We start from the raw sequence: 20,186 nt of genomic DNA, 5'->3' as shown, positions 1-20,186 counted from the left end.
GCCACCGGCGAACGGGTGCGGAAGACCGCACTGGCGATCCTCGACCAGCTCGACACGCTCCAGGTCGGCGACGGCACCCCGCCCGGCCTCGACCGCGACACCCCCAGTCCGCGCACCTCCCGCACCGCTGCGTCTGCGGTGGAGGCGGATCGTCCGCGTGGTGTGCCGGCGCCGGCGCTGGCAGGGCGGGGGCTGTGATGCCCGAGGCGTTCGATGTTCTGGCGGCGCTCATTCGCGTGGATCGCTCCCCAAGCCTGGCGGTGGCGGCGCGGAGTCTTGCGGCGGCTGGCGTGCCCGTGTTCCCGTGCGTCGTCGAGGGGAAGCGTCCGCTGACCCGCCGTGGGTTCCTCGACGCGAGCAGCGACCCGGCACGAGTGGCGGCGTGGTGGTCGCGCACCCCGAGCGCGAACATCGGCATCCCGACAGGAGCGGCATCCGGCGTGGTCGTCGTCGATGTCGATGTCCACGGCCCCCACGATGGCCGCGCTGCATATCGGCGCGCCACCCAAGAGGGGTTCCTTGATGGGGCGGGGCTGCTGGTGCGCACACCGACCGGTGGCGCGCACGTGTACTTCCCGGCAACACCTGGCCGGGAGCAGCGGTCGTGGCAGGCAGCCACTGCGGGTGTCGATTTTCGGGGCGACGGCGGCTACATCATCGCTCCGCCTTCCCGGCGAATCATCGACGGCAACGTCCGCCGCTACGAGGTCGCCGACATCGCCGCTCACTCGGTCGGCACCGTGGATGCGGCCCGGCTGCGGGACTTCATCGATCCGCGTCCCGTCGCTCCACCACGCGCGAGCAGCGGCTCGATGGATGTGGATTCTGAGCGGTTGGCGGCCTGGGTCGCTGGACGGGGTGAGGGCGAGCGGAACCGGGGTCTGTTCTGGGCCGCCTGCCGCCTCGCCGAGAACGGCGTCTCGCTCTCGGACGCGCTCGATGCCTTGGGTGTTGCGGCGCAGTCGGCGGGTCTGGGCGATCGCGAGATCACCACGACCGTGCGCTCGGCCTACCGAGCCACCCAGCCCGCGCACGAGGCCACGGCAGGCGGCCAGACCCGGAGCGCGGGGCGGTGGTTCGGTCGCGCGGCGAGCCCACCGTCCGCAGCCTTCGGGAGGGCAGCGCTGTGAGGCGAGAATCGGACGGGCGGCGCTGGGCAGCGATGACAGCGGCCGCGGGGACGGTGTTCATCGCCGCCGGAGCGTTCTGGCTATCGTTCACGTCGTTGGCCGATCTGGCCGCTCGCTCCGGGATCGGGGCTGGGCAGGCGTGGGCGTGGCCGCTGATCGTGGACGGCATCATCGTCGTCGCCACGGTCGCCGTCGTCGCCCTCGCCGGGCAACGCTCGGCCTGGTACCCGTGGGCGCTGCTGGTCGGCGGCGCACTCGTCTCGGTCACGGCAAATGCCATTCACGCCGTCGTCGCCGCAGACGCCGACGTGCCAAGGATGCTCGCGGCCTCGGTCGCCGCAGTGCCGCCCGTCGTTCTGCTGGCCATCACGCACCTGACCGTGATCCTCACCCGCACCACCGACGTCGAATCTGCCGCCGCCGCAAGCGGGGCCGTCACCGTCGAGTCCATGCCAGAGCTGCCCGCTGGCGAGCCGGAGACCACCGGTCGCGATGACGGTGTGGCGGATCGGCGCGCGATGGGGTGGGAGCTGCGAGAGGCGGGCTGGTCGAACAAGCGGATCGCCCGCGAGCTCGGGGTGCATCCCTCGACCGTGGGCCGCTGGTTCGCCGTCGCGCACCTCACTGACACCACCGACACCGCCGCCGAGCGGGAGGAGACCACCCCATGAACACCACCGACAACCCACAGCACATCGATCCCGCGAGGCCCGATCCGGCACGGCTGCTGTCCGAGGAGACGCGGGAGCGCCCCGAGCCCGTCGAGGTGACGAGTACGCCGGAAGCGGTGCGGGCCGCGCAGGTCGCCCGCGACGACAAGCAGCACGCGATCGTTCGCGGGCGGGGCGTGGAGTGGGTGCGCCCCACCGACCTGATCGCCCGGCACTCGGCGCACGCGGCCGGTCGTGGCCTCGACTTTCAGGCCGAGCTAGCACGCCGCACGCGCACCCCGATTGGGGCAGGCTTTCGTCGTCTCGGGGATCGTGCCCGGCGGTTGCCGCCGATCTCGGCGTTCGGACGCAGCACCGCACCGGCGTCGCAGATGTCCCGCCCTGGGGTCTCGATGAGTTGACGGTGGTGACAGGTCATGGCTGCGAAGGCATCGGCATGCGAGACGCGCTCGTGGGAGCGAGTGCGCACCTGCCTGCCAGGAGGTGCCGACACCATGACCACACCAACCCGCACCAGCACGAACACCGCTCCGATGGCCGACGGGGCTGAGGACTTCACCACCGGCGAGGGCCTACGCGCCCTGCTCAACCGCCTCGCCGAGGGCGGCGAGGATGCCTGGGTTCACGACCCGGTAGCCCGCGACCTGATGGAGTTCGCCGCCGACAAGTACCGCGCTCTGGCGAGGAAGCACAAGCTCGACACCTGGGAAGCAGTGACGGCGGCGTTCGACGCGATGCAGAACCGCTCGACCCGCGAGGCCAACGACCCGTGGGCGATCATCACCCACGCCGTGCGGATCACCTGCGTCTACGAGGAACGCGCCCAAGGGCTGCTCTGCTCGGTGCACCAGGCCCGCCGCGCGCACGTCTCGGCGTTCCACGACCCCGAACGATTCTCCGAACGCGATACCGCACTGGCCGACTACCACCCCGCGTTCCACACCACCGACCTGCGTCCCAGTGACCTCGAACCGGAGCCGCGCGACAGTCTCGGGTCGGCGCAGGCGTGCATGTCCGCCGGGTCGGCGGCCGAGGACGCAATCGCGATGCTGTGCCTGCTCGACTGGCCGACCGACACCGCACGGGCCGCGGTCGAGCACATCTGTGGAGCGTTGATGAAGGCCGGCACCCGCCAGTCCGCCTACGAGACGCTTCGCCGCGACCGGCACGCGCGGGCACTGCTCGACCTCCCGCGCCGCTCCTGGGCCGCCCTGCTGAGAGCGCTACTCGGGAACCCGCACCCGGCCTACGTCGCAACCAGCAGCGGTCGCGGGATCCTGCTCCGGCTCCTGCTGGGCGAGACCCTCGACCTGCTGCTCCGCGACGACGATCTGATCCTCGCGCTCGCTCTGGCCGCTCCGAGTAGTGGAGGCGGTGAATCGTCGTGACCGAGCCCCAGATCGGCAGCATCCAGCTCGACCGCACCGTCGAGTCGATCCTCGTCGGCACCCGGCACCGCGCCGACCTCGGCGACATCGACGCCCTCGCGGCCTCCATCGGGCGCGACGGCCTGCTGCAACCGCTCACGATCACCATCGACGGCGTGCTCGTGTGCGGTGCACGACGCCTGGCCGCGATCAAGAAGCTCGGCTGGCGCACAGTCAACGTCTGGGTTCGCAGTGGCCTTTCCGACCGGCTCGGGCAGCTCCTCGCCGAGCAGGACGACAACATGCTCCACAAGCCCTACACCCAGCTCGAAGCCGCCGGCCTCTACCGCGAGATCAAGCAGGTCATGGCCGAGGACGCCGCCCGACGGAAGTCCGCGACCCAGTTCAGTGCTGAGAACCAGCCGGGAAACGACGGTCCCGCAAAATTTGCGGGACCGTCAAGCGCTCTCGGCGATGCTCGGGAGCAAGCAGCGGCCATGATTCCCGGCGGTGCCTCGCACACGACGCTGGAGAAGATCGGCTACCTCGAAGACGTCGCCAACAACCCCAACCAGCCCGAGACTCTGCGCACCGAGGCCGCCGCTGGGCTGGAACGGATCGAGGCCGGTGACCCGGTGCATCCGATCTACCAGGCGATCCGCGATGCCGACACGACCGCGCGGGAGCGGCGCGAGGCCGAGCTGCATGCCCGTGCCGAAGCAGCCGTGGCCCAGGCGAAGTCGCTCAAGAAGGGCAAGCGCACCCCACCGCGACCACTGCCGCTCGTCACCGGTGACGGGCAACCCGTCCGCTACCCGCTGCGCGCGTTCGTGCAGACCTGGGGTGAGCTGGCCGACTGGTGGACCCACTACGACGCCGACGCTCTCGCAGGTGAGCTGACCGACGAGCAGTTCGAGGACTTCCTCGCGACCGCCGCCGGCACCGTCCGGTTCGCCGACGCACTCCGATCCGCCCGCGAAGGCGCGACGGAGCGGCCACGCCTCCGCGCGCTCTGACCGCTGGGGTGGGTGGCGGGTGTGCACCTGCTCGGCATGAGCACCCACCGGTCCTCGGAACCGCCGCCGCCTCGTGGCCCTCATCGCCGCCGGCATCGTCCTGCTGCTCCTCGCAGGTGTCGGCGTCTACGGACTGCTCGCCGGCCCACGCACCAGCACCAGCACCGATCCCGACTCGGAGCCCAGCCCGGTCGCGACGGCACCGCCGCCGGTGGCTCCGAGCACGCCTCGGCCGCCGCGGGTTCCAGCGGTTCCGCGTTCTGCCGATCCTGAGACTTTCGCGCAAGGTGTCGCGTCCACGCTGTTCGCGTGGGACACGGCTTCGGGGCTGTGGCCGCTGGACTACACCTCGGCGATCCTCGCGGTCGGTGACCCCAGCGGGGACGAACAGGCGGGGCTGGCCTCCGACGTGGCCGCGTACTTGCCGACCCGTGACGCATGGATCGAGCTGCGGCAGTACGCCACCCGCCAGCACCTCACCATCGACACCGCGTACGTCCCGGACGCCTGGGCCGACGCGGTAGCGCAGGCCCAGCCGGGACAGCTCGCGGCAGGAACGACGGCCGTCACGATCGAGGGCACCCGGCAGCGTGCCGGGGTCTGGAACGGGCAGCCGGTGACCAGCGAGCATCCGGTCGCGTTCACCGTGTTCGTCGTCTGCGCACCGACCTATCCGACGTGCCACCTGTTGCGGCTGTCGCAGCTCGACAACCCGCTGCGTTGAAGGGGTTGGCGTCGTGTTCCGCAAAGCCGCCATCGCAGCTCTGGCGCTGCTGTTCTTCGCCCCTGCCGCAGCGCTCCTCGGGGTCGGGGTGCTGATGAACCCCGCTGCCGCCTACTGCGCCATCCCCGCCGGGACCGTGAATCTTGGCCCGATCCCGGACTCGCTCACCGTGACCACCGCGAACGGCGAGACCTTCACGCTGAATCGCCGGCAGCTCACGCACGCGGCCACGATCATCACGGTCGGCAACGGCATCACCGACGTGGGTCGCCCGGGAACCAAGATCGCGCTGATGGCGGCGCTCACCGAGTCCACGCTGCGGATGCTCACCAACACCGGCGCCTACCCCGAGTCGGCGAACTACCCGAACGACGGCAACGGCGGCGACCACGACTCCCTCGGCCTGTTCCAGATGCGCCCACAATCCGGGTGGGGCACTGTCGCAGAGTTGATGGACCCGAACTATCAGGCGCGGGCGTTCTTCGGCGGGCCGACAGGACCGAACTACCCCTCGCCGCGCGGCCTGCTCGACATCCCCGGCTGGCAACAGATGGACCCCGGCGAAGCCGCCCAAGCCGTCGAAGTCTCCGCCTACCCCGACCGATACCGCAACTACGCGCCCGTCGCCGACAGCATCCTCGCCGCCCTCACCAGCGGAGTCAGCGCTCCGGTTGGCGTGGGCGGCCCGGCAGTCTCGTCGTCGCGGGTGGTGTTCCCGCTACCCGAGGGCACCTGGGTGCTGACCTCGCCGTTCGGGATGCGGGTGCACCCGATCACGGGCGAACGGAAGATGCACACCGGCACCGACTTCGCCGCACCCGACGGCACCCCGATCCTCGCCGCCGCGGACGGCACTGTCACCGTCGCGGAGTTCTCCGGCGGGTACGGCGGCCTCATCGTCATCGAGCACACCATCGACGGCAAGACCGTCGCGACCGCGTACGCGCACATGTGGCAGAGCGGCATCCACGTCCGTCCCGGAGACCGCGTGAGCGCCGGGCAGCACATCGGCGATGTCGGCTCCTCGGGCATGAGCACCGGCGCACATCTGCACTTCGAGGTCCGGCCCGGCGGCACGAACGGCGAGGCCATCGACGCCGCCGCCTGGCTCAACCAGCACGGGGCCGCGAACCTACCAACGGCGACCAGCGGATCACCCGCCGCCTGCAACACCGCCACTGCGGGCACGCCGACCGGTGTCGATGGAGACCCCGACCGGCTCGTCGACGATCCCACCAGCTCAGGCAAGATCACCGCCCGCATGCTCCACCTCTACCAGCAGACCCTCGCCGCATTCCCCGACACCGGCTGGGGCTGCTACTCACCCCGGCCCGGCACCAAGTCCGAGCATCCCCTCGGCAGAGCGTGCGACATCACCTTCGGCAACCGCATCGGCCAGCGACCCACCGCGGCCCAGCTCGACGCCGGCTGGAAGGTCACCAACTGGATGAAGGACAACGCCGACGTACTCGGCATCGAGTACCTGATCTGGCAAGGCCAAATCTGGTCCGTCGCCCGCGACGCCGACGGCTGGCGACCCTACAACGGCGGCGGGATGCACGACCCCGCCTCCATCACGGGAGGCCACTACGACCACCTCCACGTCACCGTCAAGGCAGGGTGATCGACGATGGGTGTCTTCCCCGACTTCGACGGGCTCGGCGGCATCGGAGACCTCCGCGCCGTCGTCGGCGCGCTCCTGACGTTCGTCCTCATCGTCGCCGTCCTCATGCTGATCGTCTCAGCCATCGTCTGGGCCATCGCGACGGCCCACGGCAACTACGCCACCGCCAGCAAAGGCCGAATCGGAGTGCTCGTCGCGGTCGGTGCCGCCGTTCTCGCCGGAGGCGGCGTGGTCTGGATGAACTGGCTCCTCAACCTCGGCCAACAACTCTGACGCCGAACGCCTCCGAACCTGCCAATGCCCACGTCCTCGCCGGCGTGGGCATTGCTGTTCCGTCGCCGAGGGGGCATGGGTGCACCTGTCGCGTGTATCCCGTCTGCGAGTTCGTGGGCGGGCCGCCCGTCGCCAAGGAGACCTACCGTGTTCGATCTGCTCGCCACCGTCATGTCCGCGCCGCTGCTGGTGCCGATGGACATCAACATCGACCCCAACACCAACGGCCTGCCGGGGATCAACCAGCTGAGCACCATCGTCGGCGCGGTGATGACCATCGGCCTGATCTTGTCCGTGCTCGCGCTGATCGTGTCCGCGATCGTGTGGGGCTTCGGCGCGAACTCGTCGAATCCGCACCTCGCCTCGCGCGGGAAGATCGGCGTCCTCGTCTCCTGCGGCGCGGCGGTGATCTGCGGCGCGAGCGTGACGCTCATCAACTTCTTCTGGAACGTCGGCCAGTCCGTCTGACCCCGACTGTCGTCGTCGAGAGCTGGTGTTCGTGATGGGCGTGTGCGACGTTCCCGTGATCTCCTCGGTCTGCGATGCCGTCGGCGAAGGAGCCGCCTCTCTGGTCGCGGCCCCGTTCGACTGGCTCGCCCAGGCGATGGGTGCCGCCGCCGGGTGGCTGTTCGAGGCCGTCTGGTCGGTCTTCGACACCACAACCCTCGTGGATGTCACCAAGCCCGGCTACATCGCCGTCTACAACCTGCTGTTCGGCATCGCGGTCTTCGTGATGCTGATCTTCTTCTGCCTCCAACTCATCACCGGCCTGATCCGCCGCGACCCGACCGCGCTCACCCGTGCCGCCCTCGGCCTGGCGAAGTCCGTGCTCGGGTCGTTCGTGGTCATCACGCTCACTGCGCTGCTGCTGGAAGTCGTCGACCAGCTGTGCATCGGGATCGTGCAGGCCGCCGGGGAGACCACCGAGTCGATGGGCGACAAGATCGCCCTCCTCGCCGCAGGGCTGGTCGGGATCAACATCGCCGCTCCCGGCGTGGGAGCGATCATCACGATCTTCATGGCCGGCCTCGCGATCACCGCCGCCGCGATCGTCTGGCTGTCCCTCCTCGTCAGGAAAGCGCTCCTGCTGGTCGCGGTCGTGTTCGCCCCGCTCGCCTTCTCTGGTGCCTCGTGGGATGCCTCGCGGGGGTGGATCGGGAAGTGGGCGATGTTCGTCGTCGCGCTGATCTGCTCCAAGCTCGTGCTCGTCGTGATGTTCCTCGTCGCGATCACCCAGGTCTCCGCACCGATCGACGCCGACCTCGCCTCGGTCAGCGATCCCATCGCGGGGATCGTGCTCATGGCGATGGCCGCGTTCGCCCCGTACCTGACGTACAAGTTCATCGCGTTCGTCGGGTTCGACATGTACCACGCGATCGGCTCCGAACAGGATGCCAAGAGCGCCCTCAACCGCCCGATCCCAGTCCCGAGCAAGCCGCAAGGCGGCGGCGATCCGAAGAAGGTGCTGGACGGAACCAGCAGCGGCGGGAACGCGGGCGGAGGCTCCGGTGGAGGAAGCGGCGCACCGCCACCGCCGAGGACCCCGGCACCGGCACCCGCCGCGGGCGGCGGAGGTGCCGCCGGTGGTGGAGCGGCGGCAAGCGGAGGCAGTGCAGCCGCGGCCGGTCCCCTGGCAGCCGGGGTCGTGGTCGGGGCGAGTGTCGCCAAGGGTGCCGCGACCGCCGGGCCGAAGGCCGGAACCGCGCTAGGGGCCCAGGGCGAGCATGCCGCCGACGCCGCCGCGCAGACACCGCCACCGCCCGCAGCATCGCCTGCGGCACCGCCGTCGAGCCCGGCACTACGACCGCCGAGCAGCGACCCGTCACCGCCGCCGAAGCAGCCCCCGCCGCCCGCGCCACGCCCACCGAAGGAGTAGACGATGAGCAGCACGAACCACGACCGGCCCACCGCGGGCGAACTCGTGCCGGTGAAGTTCTCCCGCCTCACCCGCCGCGGTGTCCTCCTCGGCCTGTCGCTGACCCAGCTCATCACGCTCGCCATCGGCGGAGCCACGCTCATCGGCGCGTTCTACGCCGGCGGCGGGATGCTGCTCGCCTACACCGCCCCCATCTGGGTACTCGCCGCCGCGCTGACCTGGATACCCATCGCAGGCCGGCCAATCGTGGAGTGGCTGCCCATCGCCTGCTGGTGGCTGTGGCGCACTACCGGCGGGCAACTGCTGTACCGACGCAGGATCGTCGTCCCGCGCCCCGTCGGCACCCTCGCACTGCCCGGCGACATGGCGCGCCTGCGTGAATACACCGACCCCGACACCAGCGCAGGGATGATCCATGACCCCCACGCCGCCACGTTGACCGTTGTGTGCGAGGTCACCCATCCCGCGTTCGTGCTCCTTGACCCGGGCGAGCAGGAACGCCGCGTCAGCTCCTGGGGCCGCGTGCTGGCCACTGTCTGCCGCTCCGGGCGGATCGCCACTCTTCAGGTCTTGGAGCGCACTCTGCCGGACTCTGGCACCGGACTGGCCGAATGGTGGGCCACCCACGGCACCCCAGACGGCTCGTGGGCGGCCGACACCTACGCCGAACTCATAGACCGCGCCGGACCCGCTGGCGAACGCCACGCCACCACGCTCTCGCTGTCGCTGGACATGAAGACCAGTGCCCGGCAGATCAGGACCGCCGGAGGCGGGATGCGCGGTGCTGCCGCCGTGCTGCGGCAGGAGATGAACACCCTCGTCGCAGCGCTGCGCTCCGCCGACCTCTCGCCGTCGGGATGGCTGACCCCAGGGCAGATCGCGGTGATGCTGCGCTCCGCCTACGACCCCGCGATCGCGGCCACACTGGAACGCCACGGAAGGCTCGGCCAGTCCCTCGCGACTGCGGGGCCGGTTGCGGTCACGGAGACCTGGGGCAAGCTGCGCACCGACTCCGCTCACCACGCCGTGCTCTGGGTCAGCGAGTGGCCTCGGTCGCTCGTCTATCCGGGGTTCCTGTCGCCGGTGCTGCTGTCCACCGGCATCCAACGTTCGTTCTCGTTGATCTGCACCCCGATGCGGTCCGATGCCGCTGCTCGCGACATCCGCAAGAAGAAGGTCGAGCACATCTCCGACCAGGCACAACGCGCGAAGATCGGCCAAATCGAGGACGCCTCCCAGACCGCCGAATACCACGACGTACTCCAGCAAGAAGCCGACCTCACCGCCGGACACGGCATCCTCCGCTACACCGGCCTCATCGCAGTCTCCGCGCCCACCGTCGAGGAACTCGACGCCGCTGTCGCCGCGATTGAGCAGGCCGCAATCCAGGCATCCTGCGAAACCCGGCTCCTCGTCGGCCAGCAAGCCGCCGCGTTCACTGCCGCCGCGCTCCCGCTCTGCCGACGGGTGTAGAGCCCAAAGGGCGTCGGAGATACTCAGTCGCGTTCTCGGGGTAGCTGGCGGAGCTCTTCCTGGGCAGGGCGACTGACTCTCGCAAGCACGCTAGCCAACTCGGCCAGGGTCTCTTCGCCGAGCATTGAAGGATCGGTGACCATCCTGGACATCAACTCCCGAACCTCGCTGGGCGGCAGTTCGGCAATCCTCGCTTCGACCTCGGCGACGTTCTGCGCGTCGATGATGTCCGCGCCCCGAACCATCCTCAGCTGTTCCTCACTGAATGCACGCGCGGCCCTAGCTGCGAGATACCGCGCTTGGGCTTCAGCGCTCGACATCTTCGGGCGAGAGACGGCCACGGCGCTCTCAGCGGGGACTTGATCGGAGCTATCGGGGAGGTGGTCAGATTCGAGTAGAGCGCGGTCTGCCTTCAGCGGGCGTCTTGGACGCCGCTGTGACAACCGGGCGCGCTGCTCGCCTACGAATGGACGAACTGACTCCATCCACCACTTCTTGACGTGTGGCTTGGCCCGCTCGATTCCCTTGGCCATGAACGCGAGGAGTACCTCGCTGATGAGATCAGCGAGTTCCTGCTGTTCTGGCGTCAGGCGCCTCTCCTCGGCCGGGACGTAGACGCGCTCTGTGACGTACTCCGTGACATAGACGGGATCGGGGTCAACCTCATCCGCAGGGACGAACCGAGCGCTTCCCTTCAAGCTGCCGTCAGCATCGAACAGGTTCTGGTGAAGCCCGCCCTCCTTCTTGCGTCCGGGCGTCAAGCCATCGTCGTCCCACTCGTAGTACCCCGGAATGCGTCCCACGAGTCCATCGTATCGAGCGAGCTCGCGAGCAACCGGGGAACCGGGGACCGGTGCGCACCTCTCCATCACACGGCACCAGGAGGTCACCATGCCCACGTTCTTCGATTCGACTGCCGACGCCGCCGAGGCGTCCGAAGCCTTGCGCGGACTCGCGCACGCGAGCCGGGGGTTCGATCAGCCCGCCGAGATGTACGGGGTGATCGGTGATCTGTCCTCGGGGATGCGCTCGCTGCGGCAGGCGCTCGACCAGATCGCCGATGTTCACGAGCGCAAGGCCGCGCACGCATTCGACGACGACGGCAATCACGAGGCAGGAGTGCGAGATGCGCTCGCCACTGCGGAGGAGCTGCGTCAGGCCGCGAGCCTCGTCGACCGGGCGTACGACCGGCTCGCGGAAGGGTTCATCGCTGCGGGGCGGATCGCCTGGCGCCCCGAGCCCGCTGTCGAGGAGGCCACGGCGTCGCGGTGGGTCAGCGTGGTCTTCCTCCAGGGCGAGGAGGCCGACCGGCCGTTGCGCATCCTCGGCGAGCTGGGGCATGTCGATGCGGTGGACTTCCTCGCGCAGTGGGACTACGGCGATGAGACCACGCAGGCTGCGCTGGAGAACGGGTACGTCTATGACGAGCCAGGCGAGGGCACGAACGACCGGGTGGCGCTCTCGGGTGACTACGCGCTGGTCGTGAATCCGCACGTCGGCTACGTCTCGTTGCTGCGCCGCTACACCGAACCGGAGGCAGAGCGCCCGGATACCGAACAGATCGAACCTTCTCCGGTGCAGGGTGGGCCGGAGTTGCTGGTGTCGAATCCGTCGCCGGGCGCGCCGGAGCGGACCGATCTGCCGACGGCGAAGCGGGATGGGTCGTGGTTTGAGCCGGCGAAGATCACGGCGGTCAAGCAGGCGCGGGGGCTGGTGTTGTGACCGAGGATCGCGCGCGGCTGCACACCGCCGTTCTGGTGGCGCCGTCGAAGGAGCGGCGGAAGCTCCGCAAGCAGCGCCGCAAGGCAGAGGCCAGGCTCCACGCCGAGCAGCGTCGGACCGCGCTCGCCGCAGCGAAGGCGAAGGCCGAGGAGGAGCGCGCCGAGCGCCGCGCGACGGTGTATCTGCCGAAGGCCGGTGAGCCGGGTGCTGCGCGGCTGCGCACGCCGGGTCGGTTCCATCTGACGCGGCATCAGGACACGTCGGCGACGCTGGCTGGTGCGTACCCGTTCGTCGCCGAGGGCGGGCTCGGTGCCGATGGCGTGTTCGTCGGCCAGGACCTGTACTCGGGCGGGAGCTTCGTCTACGACCCGTGGGTGCTCTATGCACGCGGGATCATCACCGCACCCAATGTGGTGCTGGCCGGGATCGTCGGCTCCGGGAAGTCCTCGCTGGCCAAGTCTCTCTACACCCGGTCGCTGCCGTTCGGGCGACGCGTGTACGTGCCCGGCGACCCGAAGGGCGAACACACCGCCGTCGCCAACGCCGTCGGCGGACGCGCCATTGTGCTCGGCCACGGCCTCAACACTCGCCTGAATCCACTCGACGAGGGCCACCGGCCGACCGGGTTGTCGGATGAGCAGTGGTCTTCGACTGTCGCGTCCCGGCGGCGTGACCTGATCGGGGCTCTGGCCGAGACCGTGCTCGCGCGGGGCTTGTCGCCGTTGGAGCACACCGCGATCGACATCGCCCTGACCCAGACGGTGCGGGAGAACGAGGTGCCGATCCTGCCGATGGTCGTCGATCACATCCTCAACCCCAGCACGGATGCCGACGACAGACTGGCCGAGGACGGCCGGCTCGTCGGCCACGCACTGCGCCGTCTCGTCGCCGGTGACCTGGCCGGCCTGTTCGACGGCCCGTCCACGGTCGCGTTCGATCCGTCATTGCCGATGATCTCCCTCGACCTCTCACGGGTCACCGAGAACTCGACACTCATCTCAGTGTTGATGACGTGCTCGTCGGCGTGGATGGAGTCCGCGCTGCTCGACCCGAATGGCGGGCAGCGCTGGGTGATCTACGACGAGGCCTGGCGGCTCATGTCCCACCCGGCGCTGCTGCGACGGATGGATGCGCACTGGCGACTCGCCCGGCACTACGGGATCGCGAACATGCTGATCTTCCACAAACTCACCGACCTCGACAACGTCGGCGACCAAGGCTCCGCCATGCGCTCCCTGGCCAACTCACTGCTCGCGAATGCCGAGACGCGGATCGTGTACCGGCAGGAGTCCGACCAACTCGGCCCCACTGCCTCAGCGCTCGGCCTGACCGGCACCGAGCAACAGCTCCTGCCGAACCTCGGCGTCGGCCAAGGACTGTGGCGGATCAAGACCAGGAGCTTCGTTTGCCAACACCAGCTCCACCCAGACGAACTCGCGCTGTTCGACACCAGCAGCCGCGCAGCGGGAGATCGATCCCCGCAAGTTCAAGAATCCTGAAGCTTGACTCTCGCGAAGATGCGGATCGACCGCAGCCCTTCGCGGTAGGGAGGTTGCATCTTCGGGGAAGGTGCGTCCGCACCACGGTGCCAGTCCAGCTCGACGTGTGAGGTGAGGCGCCGGAGGCGGCCTTGGTGGCGTTCACAGGAGCCTGGGATCGGGGAGTCGGTCTTGATATCATGGGAGGTGGCACTGTGTGTGCCCTCGCGCAGTCGATGACGAAGTGCTCGTCTGACACATTCGCGGAGAGGACTGGCCATGGTCAGGACACGTCCGCGGTGGAGATTGCGCAACTAGCCCCCAACAGGGGGGTTGGTTGTGTTCACCATGCCGCGAATGCGGCGCGAGAGAAAGGCGGGCCACCATGCCCACGACGAAGACAGACAAGTCGGCGAAGGACTTGCAGGCAGTTCTGGACAAGATCGCCGGATTCCCGGAACCGTTTGCGACGATCGGTGCGCGGCTGCACGAGACGATCCTGAGTGCTGGGCCGAAGCTCAAGCCACGCATCTGGTACGGAATGCCCGGCTATGCGGTCGGGCGCAGCACTCCGGTGCTGGTGTTCTTCCGTGTCGATGACGGGGTGATGTCGCTGGGGCTGTCGGAGAAGGCCACGGTAGAGCGCGAGCCGGGCAGCACGCTGCGCCCGTCGGCCTGGTTCCTTGACGAGATCGATGATGCCACTCTGGCCAAGATCGCCGACCTGGTACGAACCGCGTTCTCCTGATCAGCGACCAGCGTTCTGCTGCGTTGCCGATCTCCCAGCAGGCACGTCGACGCCCGGGCGCGGGGGGCGTCGACGTGCGTGGGTGGGCTGGAGATCGAGAAATGTGGCGGAGCAATGCAGCGCGGTCTCGATGCTGACGCCGAAGAGCTCGCAGATGCGGCGGACGTCGCCGCCGGTCGCGTGGATCGGATCTCCGCCGACGCCTGCGCCAACGCGAACTGATCGATCAACTCCTGCCAAAAGTCGTCAGCATCCCGTGTCGACGCCAGCACGGCCGTCATCGCCACGCTCCGCATAGGCGCAACGCCAATCGGTGTGCCAGTTCGGGAGTTCTACCGATGCTTCGAGAATTCTCCGAAACCTTCGGGAATCCCGAAGAACTTTCAGACAGTCGCGCGAACCCAGCAACCGGGCGGACAGGGCGCACCTATCGGTTATGAGCGGGCGAGAAGAACCCGTAGTAACAGAGATAGGTCACCGATGAAGCTCACCGGCCCGCGACGACCCGACCCGACCGACGACACCGAGACTCCTGTCGAGTTACCGCAGGTCCTGATCACCGTCGCCGCAGACGGAACCCTCACCGCCACGGTCGATGGAAGACTCTTCCCGTCGCCGGAGGAGACCGCGTGGACGCGAGCGACGTTCGGATCGCTCATGGATGCCATCACCAAGGACCGCACGATCGCGATCCGGGTCGAAGTGCGTGAGAGCGACGGGAGCGTCTTCACCGACATCCTCCACACCCGCAAGCCCCGACGCGCCGCGGCCTTGCCTGAGAGTCGGGTGCCGGAGACCCGCCGGAGTCGCCACGCTCGACAGATGCCACGTCTGATAGAGATCACCGCGGAGGGGTTCGTACCGGGCGAGGATGTCGCCGTCGCGACGATCATCTCCCACACCGACGCCACTGGAACCGGGGAGGCCCGCGCGCTCATCGACCTCGACGACCTACCCGAAGGACACTCGCATGACGTGATCCTGCTGGGACGTATCTCGGGCACGCTCACGGTGCGGCGGCTGACATGAACCAGCGGCAGACCGGCAGCATGGGCGACGAACTCACCAACGCCGCCCTCATCGGCCTGATCGGCATGTTCGGGATCGCGCTCATCCTCCGCGCCGCCGGCAGCGCCACAGCATTCTTGACTGGCGTACCGCAGCCCGAAGCGGGCGCAGCGGCGGGCCTCGCCGTGCTGTTCAACCCTGCCGATCCCGCGACCGCGCTCGGTGCCGACGGACTCAACCCAGTCATCTACTGGCTCGTCAGCGCTGGAATGCTCGGCGGACTCGCCGCCGGGATCGTCTGGGTCTGGATCGTGCTGCGCCGACACACGCGGAAGACGGAGACCGACCCGCACCGACTTGCCGGGATCGCGACCAGACACGAGGTCAAGACCGCAGCATCCGCGAAAGCACTGATCCACCGTGCGGCCACGCTGCGGCCCTCCTTGGAGTCACCCACGCCGCAGGATGTCGGCTACCTGATCGGGGCCAGCCGGGGCACGAAGGTCTGGGCGTCGGTCGAGGACTCGATCCTGCTGATCGGCCCGCCCCGCTCCGGCAAGGGCCTGCACGTCGTCATCAACGCGATCCTCGACGCACCCGGTGCCGTGGTCACCACCAGCACCAGGCCAGACAACCTCACCGCCACCCTCCGCGCCCGACGCCGCAAGGGCGGACCGGTCGCCGTATTCGACCCCCAACACCTCGCCGAAGGCATCCCCGCCGGGCTGCGCTGGTCGCCCATCCGTGGCTGCGACGACCCGTTGACTGCGATGATCCGCGCCAACGGACTCGCCGCCGCCACCGGACTATCCGCCGGCGGGGTCGAATCCGGCGGGTTCTGGGAAGGCAAGACCCGCACCGCACTCCAGAGCCTGCTGCACGCCGCCGCACTCGACGGCCGAGCACCGGCTGAGCTGTTCAGGTGGACCCTCGACCCCAGCGCCGCATCCGAAGCCGTCGCCATCCTCAACTCCCACCCGAATGCAGCGATGGGTTGGGACGACTCCCTGGGCGCGATGATCGACGCCGACCCCAAGACCCGCGACAGCATCTGGCAAGGCGTCTCCCTCGCACTCGCCGCGCTGGCCGACCCTCGCGTGCTCGATGCCGTCACGCCCGGCCCGCACGAGCACTTCGACCCCGAAACGTTCCTCACCGAACAGGGCAGCCTCTACCTGCTCGCGACCGGTGCCGGTGCAGGGGCCTCCGCCTCCCTGGTCGCGGCATTCGTCGAAGACCTCATCGAGACGGCCCGACGGCTCGCCGCACGCTCGCCGGGAGCGCGTCTTGACCCGCCGCTGCTGCTTGCGCTCGACGAGATCGGGAACCTCGCACCGCTGCCGTCACTGCCGACGCTCATGGCTGAAGGCGGCGGCACTGGGATCACGACCATGCCGGTCTTGCAGTCACTTGCCCAAGCCCGCGACCGGTGGAGCGAACACCAGGCCGGAGCGATCTGGGACGCCAGCATCGTGAAGATCATCCTTGGCGGTGCGTCGAACAGCCGCGACCTTCAAGACCTCTCCACACTCATCGGCGAGCGTGACGAGTACACCGACAGCGTGACCTTCGGCGACCACGGCACCCGCTCCAACCAGCGCTCCATCCGCCGCGTCCCGATCCTGCCGCCAGACCGCATCCGCACCCTGCCGTTCGGGACCGGCATCACGATGTTGCGCTCCGCGCCGCTCATCGTCACCGACCTGCGTGCCTGGCCAACCCGGCCCGACTCCACGCAGCTCCGAAACGATCGCGACGAACTCGAAGCACTACTGCGCCGTCCCGCCCCCTGACTGCACCGGCCGGCCGGGGCGCGGAAGTGCACCTGCCTGTCAGAGCGACCACACGTAGTTGGTCGCCCGAGTTCAGGAGGACGCCATCATGGCCATTCGTACCCACCAGTCCATCTCCGGCTTCGTCGCCTCGGACCCGCAGCTCAGCTACACCGACCGTGGCGACGCGCGGCTCTACATGAAGGTCGGGATTGAGCACTACCGCAAGGAGCCCGACAACACCTTCACGCAGTTGGAGACGACCTTCCACGACCTCATCGCGTATCGAGGTGCCGCCGAGCAGGGTGCCGAGCGGCTCGCCAAGGGCGACAACATCATCGCCGACGGACGGGTGCGCGACTACTCCTACGAACGAGGCGGCCAGCGCTACGAAGGCGAGGAGTTCATCGCAACCCGCATCGGTCACGACCTGGCCCGAACCCGCTACGAGGTGGACCGCACCGAACGGGCCGCCTCCGGTCGAGACGCCGCAGCCTTCACGGCTCCTCAGCCGACCGCCCCGTCAAACGCCACCGCAATCGGGATGTGAGTGAACCCGCCATGACCGATCAGTTCCCCCCTGAACACGACGACCTGCCGCCCGAGTCAGGCTCGACATCACCTGGATTCGACACGCCCGAGCCGCCGCACCCGGTCAACTGGAACCTGCTCACGGCCAACGATCTCGAAGCCGAGCTGCTCGAACTCAACCGCTGGGTGGACTGGCTCCGCCACACCTACGGACTTCCGGCCAGCGTCGTGCCGCCCTACTGGCACCGTCACCCCGAACTCCTCTGGGAGCTGTCCGCACTGCACCTGCACTGGCTCTGCGCGTACGACCCGGAGCAGAACGGGTCCGCGCCGTTGGGCTGGCACCGCGACTTTGCCGACGCCCGCGCCCGGCTTCGTGATTGGGTGGCGGCCTGCGGTACACGGCTTGACCGCGACCGCCCGACTCGCCAGACGAGCTGGCCCGGTGAAGACCCCGCGCCATCGATCGAGGACTCACCGATCACGGATCGCGATGAGGACTTCGTTCGGTTCGTTCTCGACGTTGTGGCGGCGCGCCAGGAAGCGGAGGACGCCTTCTTCGCCGGTGCTGACCCGGAGACCGGTGAGGTGTGAATCGTGGCGCGCAGCTATGAACGGAAGACTGGGCAGCGTCAGCAGAGCGAGCGTGACCTGACGATCCGCGCCGAGTTCCACGAACCGCCTGACCTGGACAAGCTCTGCGAGTTGCTGATCCGCCTGGCGCTCCAGCAGTCGGGCTCGTGCCGCTCGGAAGGTGCTACTCGACCGAAGCGCCCTCGTGCCACGGCGAACATATCGTCGTAGAATGTAGGCATCCGTCGCGGATGGCGGATGTTGTGGTCCTAGCGCTTCGCCACCTCGGCGAGGCAAAGTAAACGTGGCCGACTCGGCCTAGTCCTACAGCCTTCGGGCTCTTCTCACGATCAACATCCGCCGTCACAAGTCCGCGTCGGCAGGACCAGTGACTGTGGAGAAGAGCCATGACAATCATCGACGCGGATCGAACCGCGATAGACAGCCTCGTAGCGCCGACCCCGTTCCCCGGATCGGTAGCCGTCTCCTACCTGCGGGTCTCTACGAAGGAGCAGGCGGAGAAGGGCGGCCAGGCGGAGGGCTTCTCGATTCCTGCGCAGCGCGAGGCGAACCAGCGCAAGGCCGACCAACTCGGTGCAACGGTCATCGAGGAGTTCGTCGACGCGGGGGAGTCCGCACGTAAGGCCGACCGGCCCGAACTGATGCGGATGATTCAGTACGTCGCCAAGCACAAGACGAACTACTGCATCGTCCACAAGGTCGACCGGCTCGCCCGGAACCGTGCCGATGACGTGACCATCCACCTCGCACTCAAGGACGCCGGAGTCACCCTGGTTTCGGCCACGGAGAACATCGACGAGACCCCGTCGGGGATGCTGCTGCACGGGATCATGTCCTCGATCGCCGAGTTCTACTCGCGGAACCTCGCTACCGAGGTGGTCAAGGGCCTGTCGCAGAAGGCCGCGCAGGGCGGCACCGTGACGAAGGCACCCATTGGCTACCGCAACGTCGGCGTGCGCGATGACTTCGGTCGGGAGATGCGCACCGTCGAGATCGACGAGGAACGAGCGCGACTGGTCCGGTGGGCGTTCCAGGTGTTCGCATCCGGAGACTGGACGACCAGCCAGATCCACCATGAGCTGGTGGCGCGCGGGCTGACCAGCGCCGCGACACCACGACGGCCATCCCGGCCCATCGCGAAGTCGTCGGTGCACCGGATGCTGACGAACCCCTACTACAAAGGCAGCGTGCGCTACCAGGGCGTCACCTACGCCGGAGTGCACGAGGCCATCGTCCCCAATGAAGTGTGGGACCAGGTGCAGACCGTGCTCGGCACACACCGATCCGCGGCGGACGCCACCCAAGTGCATGAGCACTACTTGAAGGGCACATTGTTTTGCGGGCAGTGCGGCTCGCGTCTGATCGTGTGCAACGCGAAGAGCAGCCAGGGCACGATCTACCCCTACTTTGTGTGCGCGAGCCGACATGGCGGCAGGGGCGACTGCACCCGGCAGGCGATGCTGATCGAGCAGGTCGAACGGCTCGTCGAACGCTTCTACGCACGGGTCCAGATCGACTCCGAAACCACGCAGGCGCTCTCGGCGATGCTCCATGCCAGGTTCGACGAGATGATGTCCGAGGGAGCCGCCGAACTCGCCGACCTCGCGAACCGAAGAACTCAGCTCGAAGGCGAGCAGCAGAAGCTGCTCCAAGCCCACTACGCCGGAGCCATCCCGCTCGACCTCCTCAAGAGGGAGCAGGACCGAATCACCGCGTCGCTGGAGACCATCGAGCACCGGATCAGCGCGCACCACGGCCACTACGCCGACGCACGGGCGAACCTCAACGACTCGCTGACGTTACTGTCAAACGCCGCCGACATCTACGAGCACGCCGACGACGCGAACCGTCGGCTACTCAATCAGGCACTGTTCAAGGCGATCTACGTCGACGAAGACAACGACGTGCGGGTCGGCTACCGGACCCCCTACGACGGGCTCAGCATCCCCGACCTCCAGGCCGACGCCCTGACCTGGGCCGCCGAGGCAAAGAAAGAGGGCCAGGTTGGAACCCCGACCAAGGGTGGCCCCTTAGTCGAAAGTTCAAACCTGACCCATCTGGGGTGAGCGACGGGACTCGAACCCGCGACAGCCAGGATCACAACCTGGTGCTCTACCAACTGAACTACGCTCACCATCGGCATCGGAAAACCAGGAAGAACACTGGGTCCCAGAGCCAA

The 20,186-nt window shown here is 68.4% G+C and carries 22 protein-coding genes and 1 tRNA gene; 21 read left to right on the top strand and 2 right to left on the bottom strand.

Annotated features, from left to right (window positions below):
- The 12 genes from A5777_RS06885 to A5777_RS06830 form a co-directional block, all read left to right on the top strand.
- The coding region (locus tag A5777_RS06885; RefSeq protein WP_442903021.1) for a hypothetical protein at positions 1-198 on the top strand (198 nt) is incomplete at its 5' end.
- Positions 198-1,130 carry a bifunctional DNA primase/polymerase gene (locus tag A5777_RS06880; protein WP_064862087.1) on the top strand — a complete coding sequence of 311 codons (933 nt, stop codon included), beginning with the start codon at positions 198-200 and terminating at the stop codon, positions 1,128-1,130. The genes A5777_RS06885 and A5777_RS06880, both read left to right, overlap by 1 nt.
- A gap of 32 nt (positions 1,131-1,162) precedes the next feature.
- Positions 1,163-1,801, top strand: a complete 639-nt coding sequence (locus tag A5777_RS06875) for a DUF2637 domain-containing protein (protein ID WP_064862086.1) — start codon at positions 1,163-1,165, stop codon at positions 1,799-1,801.
- Positions 1,798-2,202 carry a hypothetical protein gene (locus A5777_RS06870; protein WP_064862085.1) on the top strand — a complete coding sequence of 135 codons (405 nt, stop codon included), beginning with the start codon at positions 1,798-1,800 and terminating at the stop codon, positions 2,200-2,202. Before A5777_RS06875 ends, A5777_RS06870 begins: the two co-directional genes overlap by 4 nt.
- 93 nt (positions 2,203-2,295) lie before the next feature.
- Positions 2,296-3,189, top strand: coding sequence for a hypothetical protein (locus tag A5777_RS06865; protein ID WP_064862096.1), 894 nt, complete (start codon positions 2,296-2,298; stop codon positions 3,187-3,189).
- On the top strand, positions 3,186-4,184 hold the full coding sequence (locus A5777_RS06860; RefSeq protein WP_064862084.1) for a ParB N-terminal domain-containing protein: 999 nt from the start codon (positions 3,186-3,188) through the stop codon (positions 4,182-4,184). Before A5777_RS06865 ends, A5777_RS06860 begins: the two co-directional genes overlap by 4 nt.
- A gap of 73 nt (positions 4,185-4,257) precedes the next feature.
- The gene (locus A5777_RS06855) at positions 4,258-4,908 is read left to right on the top strand and encodes a hypothetical protein (RefSeq protein ID WP_064862083.1); all 651 of its coding nucleotides are present in this window, start codon (positions 4,258-4,260) and stop codon (positions 4,906-4,908) included.
- A gap of 13 nt (positions 4,909-4,921) precedes the next feature.
- Positions 4,922-6,532: a M23 family metallopeptidase gene (locus A5777_RS06850; protein ID WP_064862082.1), complete on the top strand. Its 1,611-nt coding sequence runs from the start codon at positions 4,922-4,924 to the stop codon at positions 6,530-6,532.
- Positions 6,533-6,538: 6 nt separating this feature from the next.
- Complete coding sequence (locus A5777_RS06845; RefSeq protein ID WP_055345285.1) at positions 6,539-6,805, top strand: DUF6112 family protein; 267 nt, start codon at positions 6,539-6,541, stop codon at positions 6,803-6,805.
- A 147-nt stretch (positions 6,806-6,952) separates the two neighbouring features.
- The gene (locus A5777_RS06840; RefSeq protein ID WP_055345284.1) at positions 6,953-7,273 is read left to right on the top strand and encodes a DUF6112 family protein; all 321 of its coding nucleotides are present in this window, start codon (positions 6,953-6,955) and stop codon (positions 7,271-7,273) included.
- Between the two features lie 34 nt (positions 7,274-7,307).
- On the top strand, positions 7,308-8,681 hold the full coding sequence (locus tag A5777_RS06835) for a hypothetical protein (RefSeq protein ID WP_064862095.1): 1,374 nt from the start codon (positions 7,308-7,310) through the stop codon (positions 8,679-8,681).
- Between the two features lie 3 nt (positions 8,682-8,684).
- Positions 8,685-10,154: a PrgI family protein gene (locus tag A5777_RS06830; RefSeq protein ID WP_064862081.1), complete on the top strand. Its 1,470-nt coding sequence runs from the start codon at positions 8,685-8,687 to the stop codon at positions 10,152-10,154.
- 23 nt (positions 10,155-10,177) lie between these two features.
- On the opposite strand, the gene A5777_RS06825 is transcribed toward A5777_RS06830, so the two are convergent.
- Positions 10,178-10,957 (bottom strand): hypothetical protein, encoded by a 780-nt coding sequence (locus A5777_RS06825; protein WP_064862094.1) that lies wholly within the window; start codon positions 10,955-10,957, stop codon positions 10,178-10,180.
- Positions 10,958-11,045: 88 nt separating this feature from the next.
- On the opposite strand from A5777_RS06825, the gene A5777_RS06820 reads away from it, so the two are divergent.
- From A5777_RS06820 to A5777_RS06780, 9 genes are all read left to right on the top strand, one after another.
- Positions 11,046-11,876 (top strand): hypothetical protein, encoded by an 831-nt coding sequence (locus A5777_RS06820; RefSeq protein WP_064862080.1) that lies wholly within the window; start codon positions 11,046-11,048, stop codon positions 11,874-11,876.
- Complete coding sequence (locus tag A5777_RS06815) at positions 11,873-13,375, top strand: hypothetical protein (RefSeq protein ID WP_064862079.1); 1,503 nt, start codon at positions 11,873-11,875, stop codon at positions 13,373-13,375. The genes A5777_RS06820 and A5777_RS06815 overlap by 4 nt, the downstream gene beginning before the upstream one ends.
- Positions 13,376-13,739: 364 nt before the next feature.
- Complete coding sequence (locus A5777_RS06810) at positions 13,740-14,102, top strand: hypothetical protein (protein WP_064862078.1); 363 nt, start codon at positions 13,740-13,742, stop codon at positions 14,100-14,102.
- A gap of 480 nt (positions 14,103-14,582) precedes the next feature.
- Positions 14,583-15,131, top strand: a complete 549-nt coding sequence (locus A5777_RS06805) for a hypothetical protein (RefSeq protein WP_064862077.1) — start codon at positions 14,583-14,585, stop codon at positions 15,129-15,131.
- A complete protein-coding gene (locus A5777_RS06800; RefSeq protein WP_156529297.1) occupies positions 15,128-16,903 on the top strand; it encodes a TraM recognition domain-containing protein in 1,776 nt (591 codons plus the stop codon). Before A5777_RS06805 ends, A5777_RS06800 begins: the two co-directional genes overlap by 4 nt.
- A gap of 88 nt (positions 16,904-16,991) precedes the next feature.
- Positions 16,992-17,432, top strand: coding sequence for a single-stranded DNA-binding protein (locus tag A5777_RS06795; RefSeq protein WP_064862093.1), 441 nt, complete (start codon positions 16,992-16,994; stop codon positions 17,430-17,432).
- Between the two features lie 11 nt (positions 17,433-17,443).
- Entirely contained in the window at positions 17,444-18,007 is a 564-nt protein-coding gene (locus A5777_RS06790) for a hypothetical protein (RefSeq protein ID WP_231894972.1), read from the top strand.
- Between the two features lie 3 nt (positions 18,008-18,010).
- Positions 18,011-18,217 (top strand): hypothetical protein, encoded by a 207-nt coding sequence (locus A5777_RS06785; protein ID WP_064862075.1) that lies wholly within the window; start codon positions 18,011-18,013, stop codon positions 18,215-18,217.
- A 176-nt stretch (positions 18,218-18,393) separates the two neighbouring features.
- The gene (locus A5777_RS06780; RefSeq protein WP_064862074.1) at positions 18,394-20,073 is read left to right on the top strand and encodes a recombinase family protein; all 1,680 of its coding nucleotides are present in this window, start codon (positions 18,394-18,396) and stop codon (positions 20,071-20,073) included.
- On the opposite strand, the gene A5777_RS06775 is transcribed toward A5777_RS06780, so the two are convergent.
- A tRNA-His gene (locus A5777_RS06775) sits at positions 20,066-20,141 on the bottom strand. The genes A5777_RS06780 and A5777_RS06775 overlap by 8 nt on opposite strands.
- Between the last annotated feature and the right edge of the window lie 45 nt (positions 20,142-20,186).

The sequence above is a fragment of the Gordonia sp. 852002-10350_SCH5691597 genome (assembly GCF_001665715.1).
Taxonomy (GTDB): Bacteria; Actinomycetota; Actinomycetes; order Mycobacteriales; family Mycobacteriaceae; genus Gordonia; species Gordonia sputi.
The sequence above is the reverse complement of the archived record's forward strand: the minus strand, read 5'-3'. Positions and strand labels throughout refer to the sequence as shown.

What these genes read in the sequence shown, in the direction of transcription:
- A5777_RS06880 (WP_064862087.1), top strand. Translation starts at nt 198, where the DNA reads ATGCCCGAGGCGTTCGATGTTCTGGCGGCGCTCATTCGCGTGGATCGC.
- A5777_RS06875 (WP_064862086.1), top strand. Translation starts at nt 1,163, where the DNA reads ATGACAGCGGCCGCGGGGACGGTGTTCATCGCCGCCGGAGCGTTCTGG.
- A5777_RS06870 (WP_064862085.1), top strand. Translation starts at nt 1,798, where the DNA reads ATGAACACCACCGACAACCCACAGCACATCGATCCCGCGAGGCCCGAT.
- A5777_RS06865 (WP_064862096.1), top strand. Translation starts at nt 2,296, where the DNA reads ATGACCACACCAACCCGCACCAGCACGAACACCGCTCCGATGGCCGAC.
- A5777_RS06845 (WP_055345285.1), top strand. Translation starts at nt 6,539, where the DNA reads ATGGGTGTCTTCCCCGACTTCGACGGGCTCGGCGGCATCGGAGACCTC.
- A5777_RS06835 (WP_064862095.1), top strand. Translation starts at nt 7,308, where the DNA reads ATGGGCGTGTGCGACGTTCCCGTGATCTCCTCGGTCTGCGATGCCGTC.
- A5777_RS06830 (WP_064862081.1), top strand. Translation starts at nt 8,685, where the DNA reads ATGAGCAGCACGAACCACGACCGGCCCACCGCGGGCGAACTCGTGCCG.
- A5777_RS06820 (WP_064862080.1), top strand. Translation starts at nt 11,046, where the DNA reads ATGCCCACGTTCTTCGATTCGACTGCCGACGCCGCCGAGGCGTCCGAA.
- A5777_RS06810 (WP_064862078.1), top strand. Translation starts at nt 13,740, where the DNA reads ATGCCCACGACGAAGACAGACAAGTCGGCGAAGGACTTGCAGGCAGTT.
- A5777_RS06805 (WP_064862077.1), top strand. Translation starts at nt 14,583, where the DNA reads ATGAAGCTCACCGGCCCGCGACGACCCGACCCGACCGACGACACCGAG.
- A5777_RS06800 (WP_156529297.1), top strand. Translation starts at nt 15,128, where the DNA reads ATGAACCAGCGGCAGACCGGCAGCATGGGCGACGAACTCACCAACGCC.
- A5777_RS06795 (WP_064862093.1), top strand. Translation starts at nt 16,992, where the DNA reads ATGGCCATTCGTACCCACCAGTCCATCTCCGGCTTCGTCGCCTCGGAC.
- A5777_RS06790 (WP_231894972.1), top strand. Translation starts at nt 17,444, where the DNA reads ATGACCGATCAGTTCCCCCCTGAACACGACGACCTGCCGCCCGAGTCA.
- A5777_RS06780 (WP_064862074.1), top strand. Translation starts at nt 18,394, where the DNA reads ATGACAATCATCGACGCGGATCGAACCGCGATAGACAGCCTCGTAGCG.